The 13,738-nt window shown below is 68.1% G+C and carries 16 protein-coding genes; 6 read left to right on the top strand and 10 right to left on the bottom strand.

The features are described 5' to 3' along the window. Nucleotides 1-9 precede the first annotated feature (9 nt). The 5 genes from NBE95_RS01995 to NBE95_RS01975 are packed head-to-tail and all read right to left on the bottom strand — an operon-like array spanning nucleotide 10 to nucleotide 2,079. A complete protein-coding gene (locus NBE95_RS01995; RefSeq protein WP_289894228.1) occupies nucleotides 10-726 on the bottom strand; it encodes a flagellar hook-basal body complex protein in 717 nt (238 codons plus the stop codon). A gap of 3 nt (nucleotides 727-729) precedes the next feature. Then, nucleotides 730-996: a flagellar biosynthetic protein FliQ gene (locus tag NBE95_RS01990; RefSeq protein WP_019352202.1), complete on the bottom strand. Its 267-nt coding sequence runs from the start codon at nucleotides 994-996 to the stop codon at nucleotides 730-732. Nucleotides 997-1,005: 9 nt separating this feature from the next. Further along, entirely contained in the window at nucleotides 1,006-1,284 is a 279-nt protein-coding gene (locus NBE95_RS01985; protein ID WP_289894227.1) for a flagellar hook-basal body complex protein FliE, read from the bottom strand. Nucleotides 1,285-1,294: 10 nt separating this feature from the next. Further along, complete coding sequence (gene flgC, locus NBE95_RS01980; protein ID WP_289894226.1) at nucleotides 1,295-1,687, bottom strand: flagellar basal body rod protein FlgC; 393 nt, start codon at nucleotides 1,685-1,687, stop codon at nucleotides 1,295-1,297. Between the two features lie 2 nt (nucleotides 1,688-1,689). Further along, nucleotides 1,690-2,079: a FlgB family protein gene (locus NBE95_RS01975; RefSeq protein ID WP_289894225.1), complete on the bottom strand. Its 390-nt coding sequence runs from the start codon at nucleotides 2,077-2,079 to the stop codon at nucleotides 1,690-1,692. A 104-nt stretch (nucleotides 2,080-2,183) separates the two neighbouring features. On the opposite strand from NBE95_RS01975, the gene NBE95_RS01970 reads away from it, so the two are divergent. Together NBE95_RS01970 and NBE95_RS01965 are read left to right on the top strand one after the other, a co-directional pair. Further along, complete coding sequence (locus NBE95_RS01970; RefSeq protein WP_289894224.1) at nucleotides 2,184-3,500, top strand: FliI/YscN family ATPase; 1,317 nt, start codon at nucleotides 2,184-2,186, stop codon at nucleotides 3,498-3,500. A gap of 124 nt (nucleotides 3,501-3,624) precedes the next feature. Next, nucleotides 3,625-4,356 carry a Crp/Fnr family transcriptional regulator gene (locus NBE95_RS01965; RefSeq protein ID WP_289894223.1) on the top strand — a complete coding sequence of 244 codons (732 nt, stop codon included), beginning with the start codon at nucleotides 3,625-3,627 and terminating at the stop codon, nucleotides 4,354-4,356. 1 nt (nucleotide 4,357) lies between these two features. On the opposite strand, the gene NBE95_RS01960 is transcribed toward NBE95_RS01965, so the two are convergent. The 3 genes from NBE95_RS01960 to NBE95_RS01950 all read right to left on the bottom strand — a co-directional run bounded on the left by NBE95_RS01960 (nucleotide 4,358) and on the right by NBE95_RS01950 (nucleotide 7,553). Then, complete coding sequence (locus tag NBE95_RS01960) at nucleotides 4,358-5,212, bottom strand: extensin family protein (RefSeq protein WP_289894222.1); 855 nt, start codon at nucleotides 5,210-5,212, stop codon at nucleotides 4,358-4,360. A gap of 1 nt (nucleotide 5,213) precedes the next feature. Further along, a complete protein-coding gene (locus NBE95_RS01955) occupies nucleotides 5,214-6,695 on the bottom strand; it encodes a L,D-transpeptidase (protein ID WP_289894221.1) in 1,482 nt (493 codons plus the stop codon). 108 nt (nucleotides 6,696-6,803) lie between these two features. Then, nucleotides 6,804-7,553: a GntR family transcriptional regulator gene (locus NBE95_RS01950; RefSeq protein ID WP_289894220.1), complete on the bottom strand. Its 750-nt coding sequence runs from the start codon at nucleotides 7,551-7,553 to the stop codon at nucleotides 6,804-6,806. A gap of 277 nt (nucleotides 7,554-7,830) precedes the next feature. Between NBE95_RS01950 and NBE95_RS01945 the strand changes: the two genes are divergently transcribed. The 4 genes from NBE95_RS01945 to NBE95_RS01930 all read left to right on the top strand — a co-directional run bounded on the left by NBE95_RS01945 (nucleotide 7,831) and on the right by NBE95_RS01930 (nucleotide 11,391). Continuing rightward, on the top strand, nucleotides 7,831-9,006 hold the full coding sequence (locus tag NBE95_RS01945) for an MFS transporter (protein ID WP_289894219.1): 1,176 nt from the start codon (nucleotides 7,831-7,833) through the stop codon (nucleotides 9,004-9,006). 57 nt (nucleotides 9,007-9,063) lie between these two features. Next, nucleotides 9,064-9,543: an ureidoglycolate lyase gene (locus tag NBE95_RS01940; RefSeq protein ID WP_289894218.1), complete on the top strand. Its 480-nt coding sequence runs from the start codon at nucleotides 9,064-9,066 to the stop codon at nucleotides 9,541-9,543. Then, complete coding sequence (locus NBE95_RS01935) at nucleotides 9,540-10,172, top strand: ribonuclease HII (RefSeq protein WP_289894217.1); 633 nt, start codon at nucleotides 9,540-9,542, stop codon at nucleotides 10,170-10,172. The genes NBE95_RS01940 and NBE95_RS01935 overlap by 4 nt, the downstream gene beginning before the upstream one ends. Before the next feature lie 88 nt (nucleotides 10,173-10,260). Beyond that, nucleotides 10,261-11,391 (top strand): site-specific DNA-methyltransferase, encoded by a 1,131-nt coding sequence (locus NBE95_RS01930; RefSeq protein WP_289894216.1) that lies wholly within the window; start codon nucleotides 10,261-10,263, stop codon nucleotides 11,389-11,391. Nucleotides 11,392-11,508: 117 nt separating this feature from the next. Here NBE95_RS01930 and NBE95_RS01925 read toward each other — a convergent pair whose 3' ends face one another. Both NBE95_RS01925 and NBE95_RS01920 read right to left on the bottom strand, forming a co-directional pair. Next, complete coding sequence (locus NBE95_RS01925; RefSeq protein WP_289894215.1) at nucleotides 11,509-12,645, bottom strand: alkane 1-monooxygenase; 1,137 nt, start codon at nucleotides 12,643-12,645, stop codon at nucleotides 11,509-11,511. A gap of 11 nt (nucleotides 12,646-12,656) precedes the next feature. Further along, nucleotides 12,657-13,730, bottom strand: a complete 1,074-nt coding sequence (locus NBE95_RS01920; RefSeq protein ID WP_289894214.1) for an A/G-specific adenine glycosylase — start codon at nucleotides 13,728-13,730, stop codon at nucleotides 12,657-12,659. Between the last annotated feature and the right edge of the window lie 8 nt (nucleotides 13,731-13,738).

Genomic DNA, 13,738 nt, shown 5'->3' with positions numbered 1-13,738 from the left:
GCTGTCCTTTCACCGGGTCAGGGAGGTGATGGTTTGGCGGATGCGCTGGTCCTCGCGGTCGAGGAAGCTCTGGCCGAGTTCATAGGCGCGCTGGACCTCGATCATGCGCGACAGCTCCAGCACCGGATCGACGTTGGACTCCTCGAGGAAGCCCTGGCGGAGCACCGGCGCCTCTACCGGCTCGACCGCGCCGCCCGGGTCGAAAAGCGTGCCGGCTTCGTGTCGCAGCTTGGCAAGTTCCGGCGCGGCGAAGACGCCGATCCGACCGACCGGGTTGCCGTCGGCCGAGACGGTGCCGTCGATGCCGATTCCGACGCTGCGCACCCCGGCCGGGATCACGATCGGCGCCTGGCCGTCGTCGAGCAACTGGTAGCCGTCCGGGTTGACCAGCTCGCCCTCGGCATTGGTCATGAAGGCGCCGGCGCGGGTCAGGCGGTTGCCCTGCGGAGTCTGCACCATCAGGAAACCGTCGCCGTCGAGCGCCATGTCGAACTGGCCGTTGGTCTGGGTCATGCCGCCGGCGCTCAGGTCGATCATCCGGCCGCGGCCATTGGCCATGGCCAGCGTCTCGCCCCGGCGGTCGAGCGGCACCATGTATTCCGAGAACACCACCCCCTCGCGCCGGAAGCCGGTGGTGTTGGCATTGGCGATGTTGTTGGCCACGGTGCGCATTTCGCGCATCAGGCCGGATTGCCGGGTCAGGGCGGCATAGATCCCGTTGTCCATGGCCTAGGATCCCGCGATCTGCGGCAGGATCTGGTCGGTAAAGAAGCTGGCCAGGGTCGCGGTCATGAAGCTCATGCTGACCCAGAACACCACCAGCATCAGGCCGATCTTGGGCACGAAGGTCAGCGTCATTTCCTGCACCGAGGTCAGCGCCTGGAACAGGCCGATCACCACGCCGGCGACCAGCGCCACGATCAGCAGCGGCGCCGACATGCGCACCGCGATCCACAGCGCCTGGCGGGTCAGGTCGAAGATCAGGTTCTCGTCCATGGTTGCCCCTCAGACCGGCATGCGCAGGATTTCCTGATAGGCCTCGACCACCTTGTCGCGGATGGCGACCACGGTCTCGAGCGCGATCTCGGCTTGGGCGATGCTTTGCACCAGGTCATGCGTGTCGCCCTGGCCCGCCATGGCGCCGGTGGCGGCCAGATCGACCTGTTCCATCACCTTGGCAAAATCGCTGGCCGCGGCGGTCACGCCTTGCGGCAGGCCCTCGGCCGGCGTGACGGCGGGGCGTGCGCGGTCGTAAGCGGTCGCGGCGAGTGTCGAAGAAATCATGGCGGCTCTCCTAGCGGCGGATCAGATCCAGCAGCGAACTGCCCATCTGGCGGGATTGCTCGAAGACGCGCAGATTGGCCTCGTAGCTGCGGCTGGCCTCCTTCGCGTCGGCGATCTCGATGACCAGGTCGACGTTCGAGCCGGCATAATAGCCCTCGTCATCGGCCATCGGATGCGCCGGATCGAAGACGCGCGGCAGGTCGCGCCGGTCGAAACGGGTCGGGCCGGCGGCGACGGCGCCGGTCGGGCGGCCGAAATCGACCTGTTCCTGAAAGGCCACCACCTTGCGGCGATAGCCGGGCGTATCGGCATTGGCGATGTTTTCCGAGATATGGCGCAGCCGCACGGATTGCGACTTCATCCCCGAGACGGCCAGTTCGGTCGCCGAAAGCGAATCGCTCATCGTCAGCCCCTCCGGCCGATGCTGGTGCGGATCAGCGTGAGTGAGGATTTCGTCACCGCCAGCGACAGGTCGAATTCGCGCTTTGCCGCGGCGCTGCGGAACATCTCCTCCTCGAGCGAGACGGTATTGCCGTTCGGCGCCGGTTCGCCGCCGCCGTCCACGACCCGGCCGATTCCGTCGCCCCAGCCGACCCCGGTCAGATGGCCGGGGCGTGAGGCGCGCATCTCGGTCGCGACATCCGAGCGATAGGTGTCCGCGAAGCCGGCAAGATCGCGCGCGTGGAAACCGGGCGTGTCGGCATTGGCGACGTTGCGGGCGATCAGCTTCTGGCGCTCGGCCGCATGGGCTGTCAGCGCGCCGGCCATCCGCAAGGTTTCGATCCGGTCAAACATCGAGGTTTCTCCCCTGTTCCGATAACCCGGTCTTAACCCCAATAGGTTTAAAAACCCTTTCGAGGCCCCGGCCCGCCGCAGAAAAGGGAAACGGAATGGATAAAATGCAGTCGATCGCGGCCCGCATGCGCCGCCTCCGCATGACCCGGCATTTCGGCCGCGTCAGCGCCGTCCAGGGCGGGCTGATCCTGGCTAGCGGGCTTGGCAGCCATAGCTCTTTGGGGGATCGCGTAGTGTTTTCAATTGGTTCCGATGGCGGATTGACCGGAGAGATCGTGGCGCTGCATTCCGACCAGGTGGCGATCCTGCCCGAGGGGCCAATGGACGGGCTGTCGATCGGAACCCAGGTCGAACTGGTCTTCGCCCCGTTTCTGGCGCCGGCCGATGCCTGGATCGGACGAATCATCGACCCGTTCGGCCGGCCGCTGGACGGCCGCCCCATCCTGGCCGGCGGCGAGGAGCGCGGCTATCGCCCCGCGCCGCCGCCTGCCGCGCTGCGCAACCGGCTGGGCGGGCGGCTGGATACAGGGCTGGCGGTCTTCGACACGCTTCTGCCTTTGGTGCGCGGCCAGCGCATGGGGCTGTTCGCGGGCTCGGGCGTCGGCAAGTCGACGCTGCTGTCGGCACTGGCCAAGGGGGTCTCGGCCGACGTGGTGGTGATCGCGCTGGTCGGCGAGCGCGGGCGCGAACTGCGCGAATTCGTCGAGGAAACCCTGGGCGATGAGGGCATGGCGCGGTCGGTGGTGGTGGCGGCGACCTCGGACCAGTCGCCGCTGATGCGGCGGCGCTGCGCCTGGGCGGCGATGACGGTGGCCGAGCATTTCCGCGACCAGGGCCGGCATGTGCTGTTCCTGGCCGATTCAATCACCCGCTTCGCCGAGGCACATCGCGAGATCGCGCTGGCTGCCGGCGAAAGCCCCAGCTATCGCGGCTTTCCGCCCTCGGTCTCGCATCTGATCATGTCGCTGGCCGAACGCTCGGGGCCGGGGCCGCAGGGTTCGGGCGACATCACCGCGATCTTCAGCGTGCTGGTCGCCGGCTCGGATATGGAGGAGCCGGTGGCCGACATCCTGCGCGGCGTGCTGGACGGCCATGTGGTGCTGGACCGCGCCATCGCCGAGCGCGGGCGCTTCCCGGCGGTGGACGTGCTGCGTTCGGTTTCGCGCTCGTTGCCGCAGGCGGCGACGCCGGCCGAGAATGTGTTGATCGCCCGGGCGCGGGCGATCCTGGGGCTTTACGCCGAATCCGAGCTGATGATCCGGGCCGGGCTTTACGCGCAGGGATCGGACCCGAAGCTGGACGAGGCGGTGCGGCTTTACCCGGCGCTGGACCAGTTCTTCACCCGGTCCGGCGCCGATGCGCAACGCAGCTTCGCCCTTCTGGCCGAGGCGCTGGGCGGGGCGCCGGCACGGGCCGCCTGATCGGAAAGAAGCCTGCGAATCCCGCAGGTTTGTGGCATGATTGATAAATGTTGACCGCAGCCCCGAGATCATTGCGGCGCCGCCGCCGAGTTGACAATCTCCCGCGGTCGAGCCGAGGAGCGTCATGGCGATCACCGAGTATTTTGTCCGCTACCTGCAAAGACGGGATCTGCTTTCCGAATCCGATATTGCCTGCCTTCGTGCGATTCCGACCACGCATGCCTGTTTCCGCCCGGGCGAGGTGATCGTGCCGCGCGGCCGGCTGGCGACGCGCAGCTGCATGATGCTGCGCGGCATGGCGGCGCGCCAGCATGAACTGGCCGGCCGCCCGGGCGAACGGGTGATCACCGCCTTGCACGTGCCGGGGGATTTCGTCGACCTGCACGGCTTCGTGCTGGCGGGGCTTGAGCATGACGTGATCTCGGTCGGCGAGTCCGAGGTCGAATTCGTCGATCACGCCGACCTGCGACGGGTCACGCGGCATTTCGCCCACCTGACCCGGCTCTTGTGGATGTCCACGGTGATCGACGCGGCGATCCATCGGCAATGGCTGGTGGCGGCGGCATCGCTGCGCTCCAGCGCGCATTTGGCGCATCTGCTGTGCGAACTCTACACCCGGCTGGCCAGCGTGGGCGCGGCGCAGGATCACCGCTTCGTCCTGCCGCTGCTGCAGAAGGAACTGGCCGATATCCTGGGCTATACCTCGATCCATGTGAACCGCGCGGTGCGCGACCTGCGGGCCAGCGGGCTGATCCGTTGGTCCGGGGGCGAAATCGAGATCCTCGACTGGCACGGGCTGGCGCGGCTGGCGCGCTTCGACCCGGAATATCTGGAACTCGACCGGGTCAAGCGCTGAGTCATTGGCACAGCCGCCAGCCGCCGTTCCGTTGCTTGATGTCCAGATGCAGGTGGCTGTCATGCGCCGCGTTGGCGCCGGGGCCGAGGACCGTGGCGAAATGCAGGCAGGCCGTGCCGCGCACCGCGCGCTGGAAGGCCTCTTGCAGGTCGCCGCTGTCCTGGCGCGGCTCGACGGCGATCCGGGTGCCGTCGCCGAACCGGAAGGCCGCGATGTCGAAGGCGTTGCCGAAGGCATGTTCCGAGAGCTTGGCGCTGTCATTGCCGACCGTGGCCCGGCATTGATAGGTCGAGCCCGGCTCCAGCGCCGCCAGCCTGGGCTGGCCGGGCAGCAGGGCCGCCGCCGGACGCACGAAGTCGCGCAGCCAATGCGCCAGGTGGCGGGCGGTGTCGCAGCGCATCAGCGCGCCGCCCGGAATCTCGATGCCCGGCAGCGGCGCGCGCAGCAGGATCGGCCGGTCGATGCCGCAGTCGCGCTGCTCGGGATCGGTGACCGGAGCCTCCTCGCTGTAATCCGCGCCGAGCAGCGTCAGCGCGAGCAGGCAGGCGGAATGATCGAAATCGCTTTCCCGCAAGGTGGCATGGATGGGCGGGCCGGGCGGACCGGCGGGCTCGGTTACCGGCGGGTCCGTTTCGGCGGCGGCGGGGTCCGCCGGTGCCGGCCCGGATTGCCTGTCCCGCTCGGGTTTGGGATCGGCCTTTTCCCCTGTCTCGGCGGTGGGCAGAGCGGTCTTGGGGTCGGGGCGCGGAGCCGGGCGTTCCTCGGAGGCGGCGGTGGTTGCGGGACGCGGCGTCGGCGCCTCCTGGGCCAGGGCCAGGCTTGGCAGCGCCATCAGGATCACCGCCAGCCCGCGCATCTCAGGGCGCCTGGACCTGCGGATACAGCGTCACGCTGCCCGAGGGCTGGCCCGGAAGGGTTTCGGGCAGGCCGACATCCGACGGATATTCCGGTTCCTCTCCGGGGCTGGCGGGTGCCGGCGTCGCGGGCACCAGCGGCTCGGTCGGGCCGGGCGTCGCCGGGGTGATGACCAGCGGCGCAGGGGCCGCGACCGTGGCGGCGGTGGTGGATGCGGCGGCTTCGGTGATCGTGGCGGCGGCCGATGCGGTGGCGGCCGCCTCGGCCGGAACCGGCGACTCGGCCGCAAGCACCTGCGGCGGCAGCCGGGTGCCGCGCGCCGGCGGGCGGGTGCCGGCGATGGTGGCGGTCACCGCCGTCTGCGTCGCCGCGACCACCGGCGAGGCGCCGGTCACGTCGGCGATGCTGACGCCCGGGGCGAGGAACTCGACGGTCGTGACCTTCGGCTTCACCATATGCGCCAGTTCCCAGGCATCCCAGTTCGTCAGCCGCACGCAGCCATGCGACTGGTTCAGGAACAGCTGCGAAGGGGTGGCGGTTCCGTGGATGCCATAGGTCGGCTCGCTCAGGTCGATCCAGACATTGCCGACCGGGGCGTTCGGCCCCGGCGGGATGGTCAGCACACGGTCGTTCTTGCCCTGCTTGAAGTTGCGATGCGGGTTGTAGGTATAGGTCGGGTTCAGCGCCACCGCATCGACGGTGTGATTGCCGTGCGGCGAGGGCGTGTCGGCCGAGCCCACCGTGGCCGGATAATCCGCGACCAGATTGCCCTTGGCGTCATAGGCGGCGACGCGGCGGGTCTGCTTGTCCACGATGATCCGGGTCACGCTGGCGCGAATCGGCTTGGCCGGAAGGGTGACATGGATGGTCTCGCCGGGCTGGAAAGCCGCGCCGGGATTGAGCTTGGCGAGGAATTTCTCGTCCATGTGGAAACGCTCGGCCAGCTTTTCCAGCACGTTCGTATACCCCTGCGAGGTCATCGCCGCCTTCCGGGCATAATCCGAGGGGATATTGTCCACGAGACCGGCCGCGTCCTCGTCGGTGATGGCGTAGTCCGCCGTCAGCGGCGACAGGCCATAGCCCTGCAGCAGATCCCAGACCGCATGATCCATGCGTCCGGTGGTCGCCAGCCCCGCGCGGCGCTGGAAGGCCTTGATGGCGCTTTCGCTCATGCCGCCGCGCCAGCCGTCCACCACGCCGGGCGAGATGCCCGAGCGGTCCAGCAGGATCTGCACCTTGGCGGTCAGCGCCGATTGGCCGGCGGGCAGGTCGCCGCCGTCATATTGCGCCTGCTCGATCTCGTCGCGGGTGACCGAGGTCAGCGCCCGGGGCTTGGGCGGCGCCACCGGCGCGATGACCGGCGGGGTGGTGGTCGGCGCGGTGGGCGCGGGCTGCGCCCAGCCGGGCGTCAGCGGCAGGAGAAGCGCCGCGCCGGTCAGCGCGAGGCGTGAAAAGAGGCCCGCCTTCGGGCGTGTCGGGAACATGCTCGGATCCGCTCTGGTTGCCTGTCGTGTTTGTCGTTTTGCCGCAGCTTTGGCCAAATGCGCCGGCCAAGGCAAGCAAGCGGCGGTCAACTCGGCTTGAACGGCGCCCTAGATCGTCGCGGTGAAGCGGTGGGTTTCCGGGAAATAGCGCCGGGTCAGCGAGACCGGCATGTTGCCCAGCCAGTCCAGACGCTCGAGCAGCAGCACCGGATCGGCCGGGGTCAGTTCCAGGGCCTGCGACACGAAGTCTTCGCCGGCGCGCGCGGCGGCCATGGCCATGCTGCCGCGGTTGATCGGCACATGGCCCAGCAGCCATTCGCAGGGGCTCATCTCCTCCAGCACCTCGCGGGTCAGGCCGGGGGTGGCGTAATTGTTGATCCAGCGCTCCTCGCAGCAGTAAAGCGCGCCGTCGGCGCTGAAGCGGGCCTGGACGCGCAGCAGCACGTCCTCGGTCCGCAGCAGCATCGCCTGGGCCACATCGGCCGGAGGAGAGCATTCCTGGCAATCCAGCAGGGCATAGCCATAGACCTTGCCCGAGGCCTCGATCTCGCGCCGCAGCAGGGTCCGCACCATCTGCACGCGCGGATGCTGCGCCACCCGGGTGCCGACCTTGCGCCGCCGTTCCAGCACGCCGCTTTGCGCCAGGGTCTGCAGCGCCCGGTTCACGGTGGCACGGGCGCAGCCGAATTCGGTCGCCAGCTCGGCCTCGGTCGGGATCAGGCTGCCCTCGGACCAATCGCCGTTCTGGATGCGGTTCAGAACCTCCTCCTGCACCGCCTGCCAGGTCATGTTCCTGCGCTTGCGCTCTTGTTCCTGCGCTGAAAGAGCCTGGGCCAGATGGCTGGGGAATCTGATCATTTTTATAGATTTATGGCTTTTTATGACGGGGGTTTCTCGACTCGATATGCCCGGTCCGACAGGCTCGGCTGAATGGCCGGGCGGCGCGCCGGCTGGCGGGGCCGACTGACCGGTTAACGCAAGTAAACACTCTGGTTCAGTTTTGATGGCAAATTTCCTTGGGGGTCAAGCGCAATTCCGGCGATAGGCGGGCTTCCCCCGGGTTGTTGACAATTCCGGAACCCGGCATGACAAGGCGAACGATCCACAAGAGGGTAAGCCCGTGTCGGAAGCTACGATGTTCCGCGGCCAAGGCGCCTCCGCCACGGCCTGGACGGTGCTGATCGCAATCAGCCTGTGCCACATGATCAACGACATCATGCAGTCCATGCTGGCGGCGATCTACCCGCTGCTGCAGCAGGAGTTCACGCTTTCCTACTGGCAGATCGGCCTGATGACCTTTGCCTTCCAGGTCACCGCCTCGCTCTTGCAGCCGGTGGTGGGCGCGGTCACCGACAAGAAGCCGATGCCGCGCTCGCTGGCCGTGGGCATGGGCTCGACCGTGTGCGGGGTGCTGTTGCTGGCTCTGGCGCATGAATACTGGGTGCTTCTGGCCGGGGCGATGCTGATCGGCGTCGGCTCGGCGGTGTTCCACCCGGAAAGTTCGCGCGTGGCGCGAATCGCTTCGGGCGGGCGCTTCGGCACCGCACAATCGCTGTTCCAGCTCGGCGGGAATTTCGGCCAGGCCCTGGGCCCGTTGCTGGCCGCCTTCATCGTCGTGCCGCTGGGCCGGCCATCGGTGGCGATCTTCTCGATCGCGGCGATGCTGGGCTCGGCGGTGCTGTGGCGCATCGGCACCTGGGCCGAGGGGCGGCGCAAGGCCGCCGGCGCGCGGGTCGCCGGGCCTTCGGCCTTTTCGCGGCGCCGGGTGGCGGTGGCGATCGTGGTCCTGGCGCTGCTGACCTTTACCAAGAACATCTACACCGCCAGCCTCTCGAGCTATTACACCTTCTTCCTGATCGAGAAATTCGGGCTGAGCACCCAGCAGGCGCAGGTGATGCTGTTCCTGTTCCTGGGCGGCATGGCCGGCGGCGTCATGCTGGGCGGGCTGGTCGGCGACCGGATCGGGCCGCTGAAGGTGATCTGGTTCTCGATCCTGGGCATCCTGCCCTTCACCCTGGCGCTGCCGCATGTCGGCCTGGCGACCACCGGGGTGCTGACGGTGATCATCGGGCTGATCCTGGCCTCGGCCTTTCCGGCCATCGTGGTCTTTGCCCAGGAGCTGGTGCCGGGCCGGACCGGGATGATCGCCGGGATCTTTTTCGGCTTCGCCTTCGGCATGGGCGGCATTGCCGCCGCGGTGCTGGGCGTGGTGGCGGATGCGAAGGGGATCGAATACGTCTATCAGATCTGCTCCTATCTGCCGCTGATGGGTCTGCTGACCATCTTCCTGCCGCGGATGGAGCGGTTGTAAGCTGCGGACCGGGGGCGCTGCCCCCGGACCCCCGGAGTATTTGGGAAACGGAGAAAAATGAGCAGGATCAAGGCAAAGCCCATCACCGCCGAGGCATTCGCCCCATTCGGCGAGCTGTTGGCCCCGCGCGGGGCGCCCTCGAAGATGATCAATGCCGGGCGCTGCGCGCGGCATCACGCGCTGGCCACGGTCGAGCGCGGCGGCGGCGAGGCGATCATCTCGATCTTCCGCTCCGAGCCGGTAAGCCTGCCCTATGACTGCGCGCTGCTGGAGCGGCATCCGCTGGGCTCGCAGGCCTTCGTGCCGCTGGGGACCGATCCCTGGCTGTCGATCGTGGCGCCGGACGAAGGCGGGCGGCCGGGGGCGCCGATCGCCTTCCTGGTGCCGGCAGGCATGGGGGTGAATCTGCGTGCCGGAGTCTGGCATGGCGTGCTGACGCCGCTGGACCGTCCGGCGGATTTCCTGGTCGTGGACCGCGAGGGCGAGGGCGTGAACCTGGAAGAGGTCGAGATCGCCCCCGTCACCGTCGAGGCATGAGCCTTCCCGACTATTCCTTCGAGGCGACGGCGCTGCGCGGCGGCGCGCGCTTCGTGGCCGGCGTGGACGAGGTCGGGCGCGGGCCGCTGGCCGGGCCGGTGACGGCGGCGGCGGTGATCCTGGATGCCGCCTGCATCCCCGAAGGGCTGAACGATTCGAAGAAGCTGACCGCCAAGCGCCGCGAGGCGCTGGCCGAGCTGCTGATGGCGCGTTGCGACTGGGCCGTCGGCCATGCCAGCGTCGAGGAGATCGACGCGATGAACATCCTGCGCGCCTCGCATCTGGCGATGTGCCGGGCCATCGCCGGGCTGCGGCAGCGGCCCTGTCTGGTGCTGATCGACGGCAACATGCTGCCGCGCGAACTGGATCTGCCGGGGCAGGCGGTGGTGGGCGGCGACGGGCGCTGCCTGTCCATCGCCGCGGCCTCGATCCTGGCCAAACTGTTGCGCGATCGCATCATGGTGGATTTGGCGCAACAGCACCCCGGATACGGCTGGGAGGCGAATGCCGGTTATGCGACCGCGGCGCATCGCCAGGCGCTGCTAGATCTGGGCGTGACCCCATATCATAGGCGCAGCTTCGCCCCCGTCCACAACATCTTGTGTAAAGAAGAAACCACAAGCTGTTGATTCGAAAAAGAATTTGACGGCGAATCGGCTCTGACTCATTATCGGCCTCAGCAAATCGGCAACCCAATAGCCGAACCCCGAGGCAGTGATGACGAAACCTGATATCAAATCCCGCGCTGCGGCGCGAACCCTTCCGCTCAACCAGATTCTGGCCGGTGACTGCATCGAGATCATGAACGCGCTGCCCGAGGCCAGCGTCGATCTGATCTTTGCCGATCCGCCCTATAACCTGCAGCTCAAGGGCGAGCTGCACCGACCCGACAACAGCCGCGTCGATGCGGTGGACGACCATTGGGACCAGTTCTCGGGCTTCGCGGCCTATGACCGCTTCACCCGCGACTGGCTGGCGGCGGCCCGCCGCATTCTCAAGCCCGATGGCGCGATCTGGGTCATCGGCTCGTATCACAACATCTTCCGCGTCGGCGCCGAGCTGCAGAACCAGGGTTTCTGGATCCTGAACGACGTGGTCTGGCGCAAGGCCAATCCGATGCCGAACTTCCGCGGCAAGCGGCTGACCAACGCGCATGAGACGATGATCTGGGCCAGCAAGTCCGAGGGCGCGAAATACACCTTCAACTACGAGGCGCTGAAATCGCTGAACGAGGGCGTGCAGATGCGTTCCGACTGGGTGCTGCCGATCTGCACCGGCGGCGAGCGGCTGAAGGATGCCGGCGGCGCCAAGGCGCATCCGACCCAGAAGCCCGAGGCGTTGCTGCACCGCATCCTCGTCGGCTCGACCAATCCCGGCGACGTGGTGCTGGATCCGTTCTTCGGCACCGGCACCACCGGCGCCGTGGCCAAGATGCTGGGCCGCGACTTCATCGGCATCGAGCGCGAAGCCGCCTATCGCGCGGTGGCCGAGAAGCGCCTGGCCCGCATCCGCAAGTTCGACAGCGAGGCCATCGCCACCATCAAGCCCAAGCGCGCCGAACCGCGCGTGCCCTTCGGCCAGGTGGTCGAGCGCGGCATGCTGCGCCCGGGCGAGGAGCTTTATTCGATGAACAACCGCCACAAGGCCAAGGTGCGCGCCGATGGCAGCCTGATCGGCAATGACGTGAAGGGCTCGATCCACCAGGTCGGCGCCGCGCTGGAGGGGGCGCCCAGCTGCAACGGCTGGACCTATTGGCATTTCCGGCGCGAGGGGCGGATGGTGCCCATCGACATCCTGCGCCAGCAGATCCGCGCCGAGATGGAGGCCGAGGAAGGCCGCGCCCACTGATTCCAAGGTTTCGCCAAGTCCCGAAGCTCCGCGAGCTCTGGCGCGGCCGGGACCGCCTTGCCCCGTTCGGCCTTGTGCCGGGCGGGGCCTTTTTGGTTTTCCGGCCGGGTCTCGGAACTACAGCGCCCCGCGCGGCATCGGCAGCGCGCCGCGGTTATAGGGCTGCCAATCGGTGATCTCGGGATAGAACTGCCGCCGCCAGGCCCGGACGCGCGGGTTCATCCGCCGCCGCCACAGGGGCGGGACCATGGCCAGGAAGGTCATCGCCGGATAGCCCATCGGCAGTTGCGGCGCCTCTTCGTCGGAATAGGTCTGCAGCAGCGGAAAGCGCCGGTCGGGCTTGTAGTGATGGTCCGAATGGCGCTGCAGGTTGATCAGCAGCCAGTTGGTCGCGGTATGCGAAGAATTCCAGCTGTGCCGCGGCAGGACATGTTCGTAGCGCCCGTCGCCCAGATGCTTGCGGGTCAGGCCGTAATGTTCGACGTAATTGGTCAGTTCGAGCTGCCAGACGGCGACGAAGGCCTGCCAGAGGAACAGCAGCAGCCCCTGCCAGCCGCCGAGGATGAGGGCCAGCGCCAGCATGGCCAATTGCAGCGCGCCGTAACGCCAGAACGGGTTGCGGCGGTCGAATTTCGACCGGCCCGAGCGGGTCAGGCGCCGGGTCTCGGCCGTCCAGGCGCTTTTCGGGCACTCGATCAGCACGCGCAGGAAGAAGCGGAAGAAGCCCTCGTTGTAGCGGGCCGAGACCGCATCGCGCGGCGTCGCCACCCAGGAATGATGCACCAGCAGGTGCTCGGTGCGGAAATGCGAATACAGCGTCGAGGCCAGCAGCAGGTCGCCCAGCCAGCGTTCCAGCTTGTTTCGCTGGTGCAGCAACTCATGGGCATAGACGATGCCGATGGTGCCCGAGGCGACGCCGATGCCGAAGAACAGGCCGAGCTTTTCCCAGCCGGACAGGTCGCTGCGGGTGGCATACCAGATCGCGCCGAAAATCATCGCCGCCTGAATCGGGAACCAGATCACGGTGATGGCACGATACCAGATCAGCTGCGATTCCGGCGTCTCGGTGTCGGGGTTTTCCTGGTTCAGGCCCAGCACCGCGTCCAGCATGGTCATCAGATACCAAGCATAAAGCGGCATCAGCGCGAACCACCAGCCGCCCAGCCGCGTGGCAAGCAGGGCCAGCGGCACCATGCCGAGGGAGAGCCAGAAGGGCAGGGCGTCGATCAGGCGGGCGCGGAACGCGGTTTGCATGGGTGCAACCATCACGGCTTTTGCTGTGGCTTGCCATGGCGACGCGGTGTCGCGGGGCGGGCTGTTTCGGAACGGTCCTTGGCGAGCGACCAGGCCTTGCGCATCAGCCCCGGCAGGGCGCTGGGGCGGAAGGCGCCAAGCGGGGTCAGGCTGCCGCGTTCCGGCGCCGCGGTCAAGCGGGCGCTCATCACCGTCAGGTCCAGCGCGAAATGGGTGAAGACATGGCGGACAAGGCCGATCTCCTGCCAGTCGGCGCGGGCGGGCGGCGGCTGGTGCGAGCCGTCCCAGCCGGTCGAGGGAAAGGCCAGCGTGCCGCCCAGCAGGCCCTTGTCGGGCCGGGTCTCGACCAGCACCGCGCCCTCGGCAAAGCCGATCCAGACCGTGCCCCGGCGCAGCGGCTTGGGTTTCTTCGGCGCCTTGCGCGGCAGTTCGGCGGCAATGCCTTGCGCCCGGGCGGCGCAATGCGGGATGATCGGGCAAATGCCGCAGGCCGGGCTGCGCGGCGTGCAGATCGTCGCGCCCAGATCCATCATGGCCTGGGCGAAATCGCCCGGCCGCCGGTCGGGGGTCAGGCTGCCGGCCAGCGCCACCAGTTCCGGCTTGGCGGCGGGCAGCGGCGTTCCGACCGCGAAAAGCCGGGCCACCACGCGTTCGACATTGCCGTCCACCACCGTCTCGGGCCGGTCGAAGGCGATGGCGGCGATGGCGGCCGAGGTATAGGCGCCGATGCCGGGCAGCGCCGCCAGCCCCGCGCGCGTGTCGGGGAATGCGCCCAGGGCGGCGACGGCGCGGGCGCAGGCCACCAGGTTGCGGGCGCGGGCGTAATAGCCGAGCCCGGCCCATTCCGCCATCACCTGCGCATCCTCGGCCGCGGCGAGGGCGTGGACCGTGGGCCAGAGGCTGGTGAAACGCTCGAAATAGGCTTTCACCGTGGCGACGGTGGTCTGTTGCAGCATCACCTCGGACAGCCAGACGCGATAGGGGTCGGCGCGGCCTTGTCCGGGCGCCACCCGCCAGGGCAGCGCGCGGGCATGGCGGTCGTACCAAGCCAGCAGCTCGGTGGGGATCACCTTCGGGTCACGCAATTTTCAGC

Origin of the sequence: Paracoccus sp. TOH (assembly GCF_030388245.1) — a bacterium.
Classification (GTDB): Bacteria; Pseudomonadota; Alphaproteobacteria; order Rhodobacterales; family Rhodobacteraceae; genus Paracoccus; species Paracoccus simplex.
The sequence above is the reverse complement of the archived record's forward strand: the minus strand, read 5'-3'. Positions and strand labels throughout refer to the sequence as shown.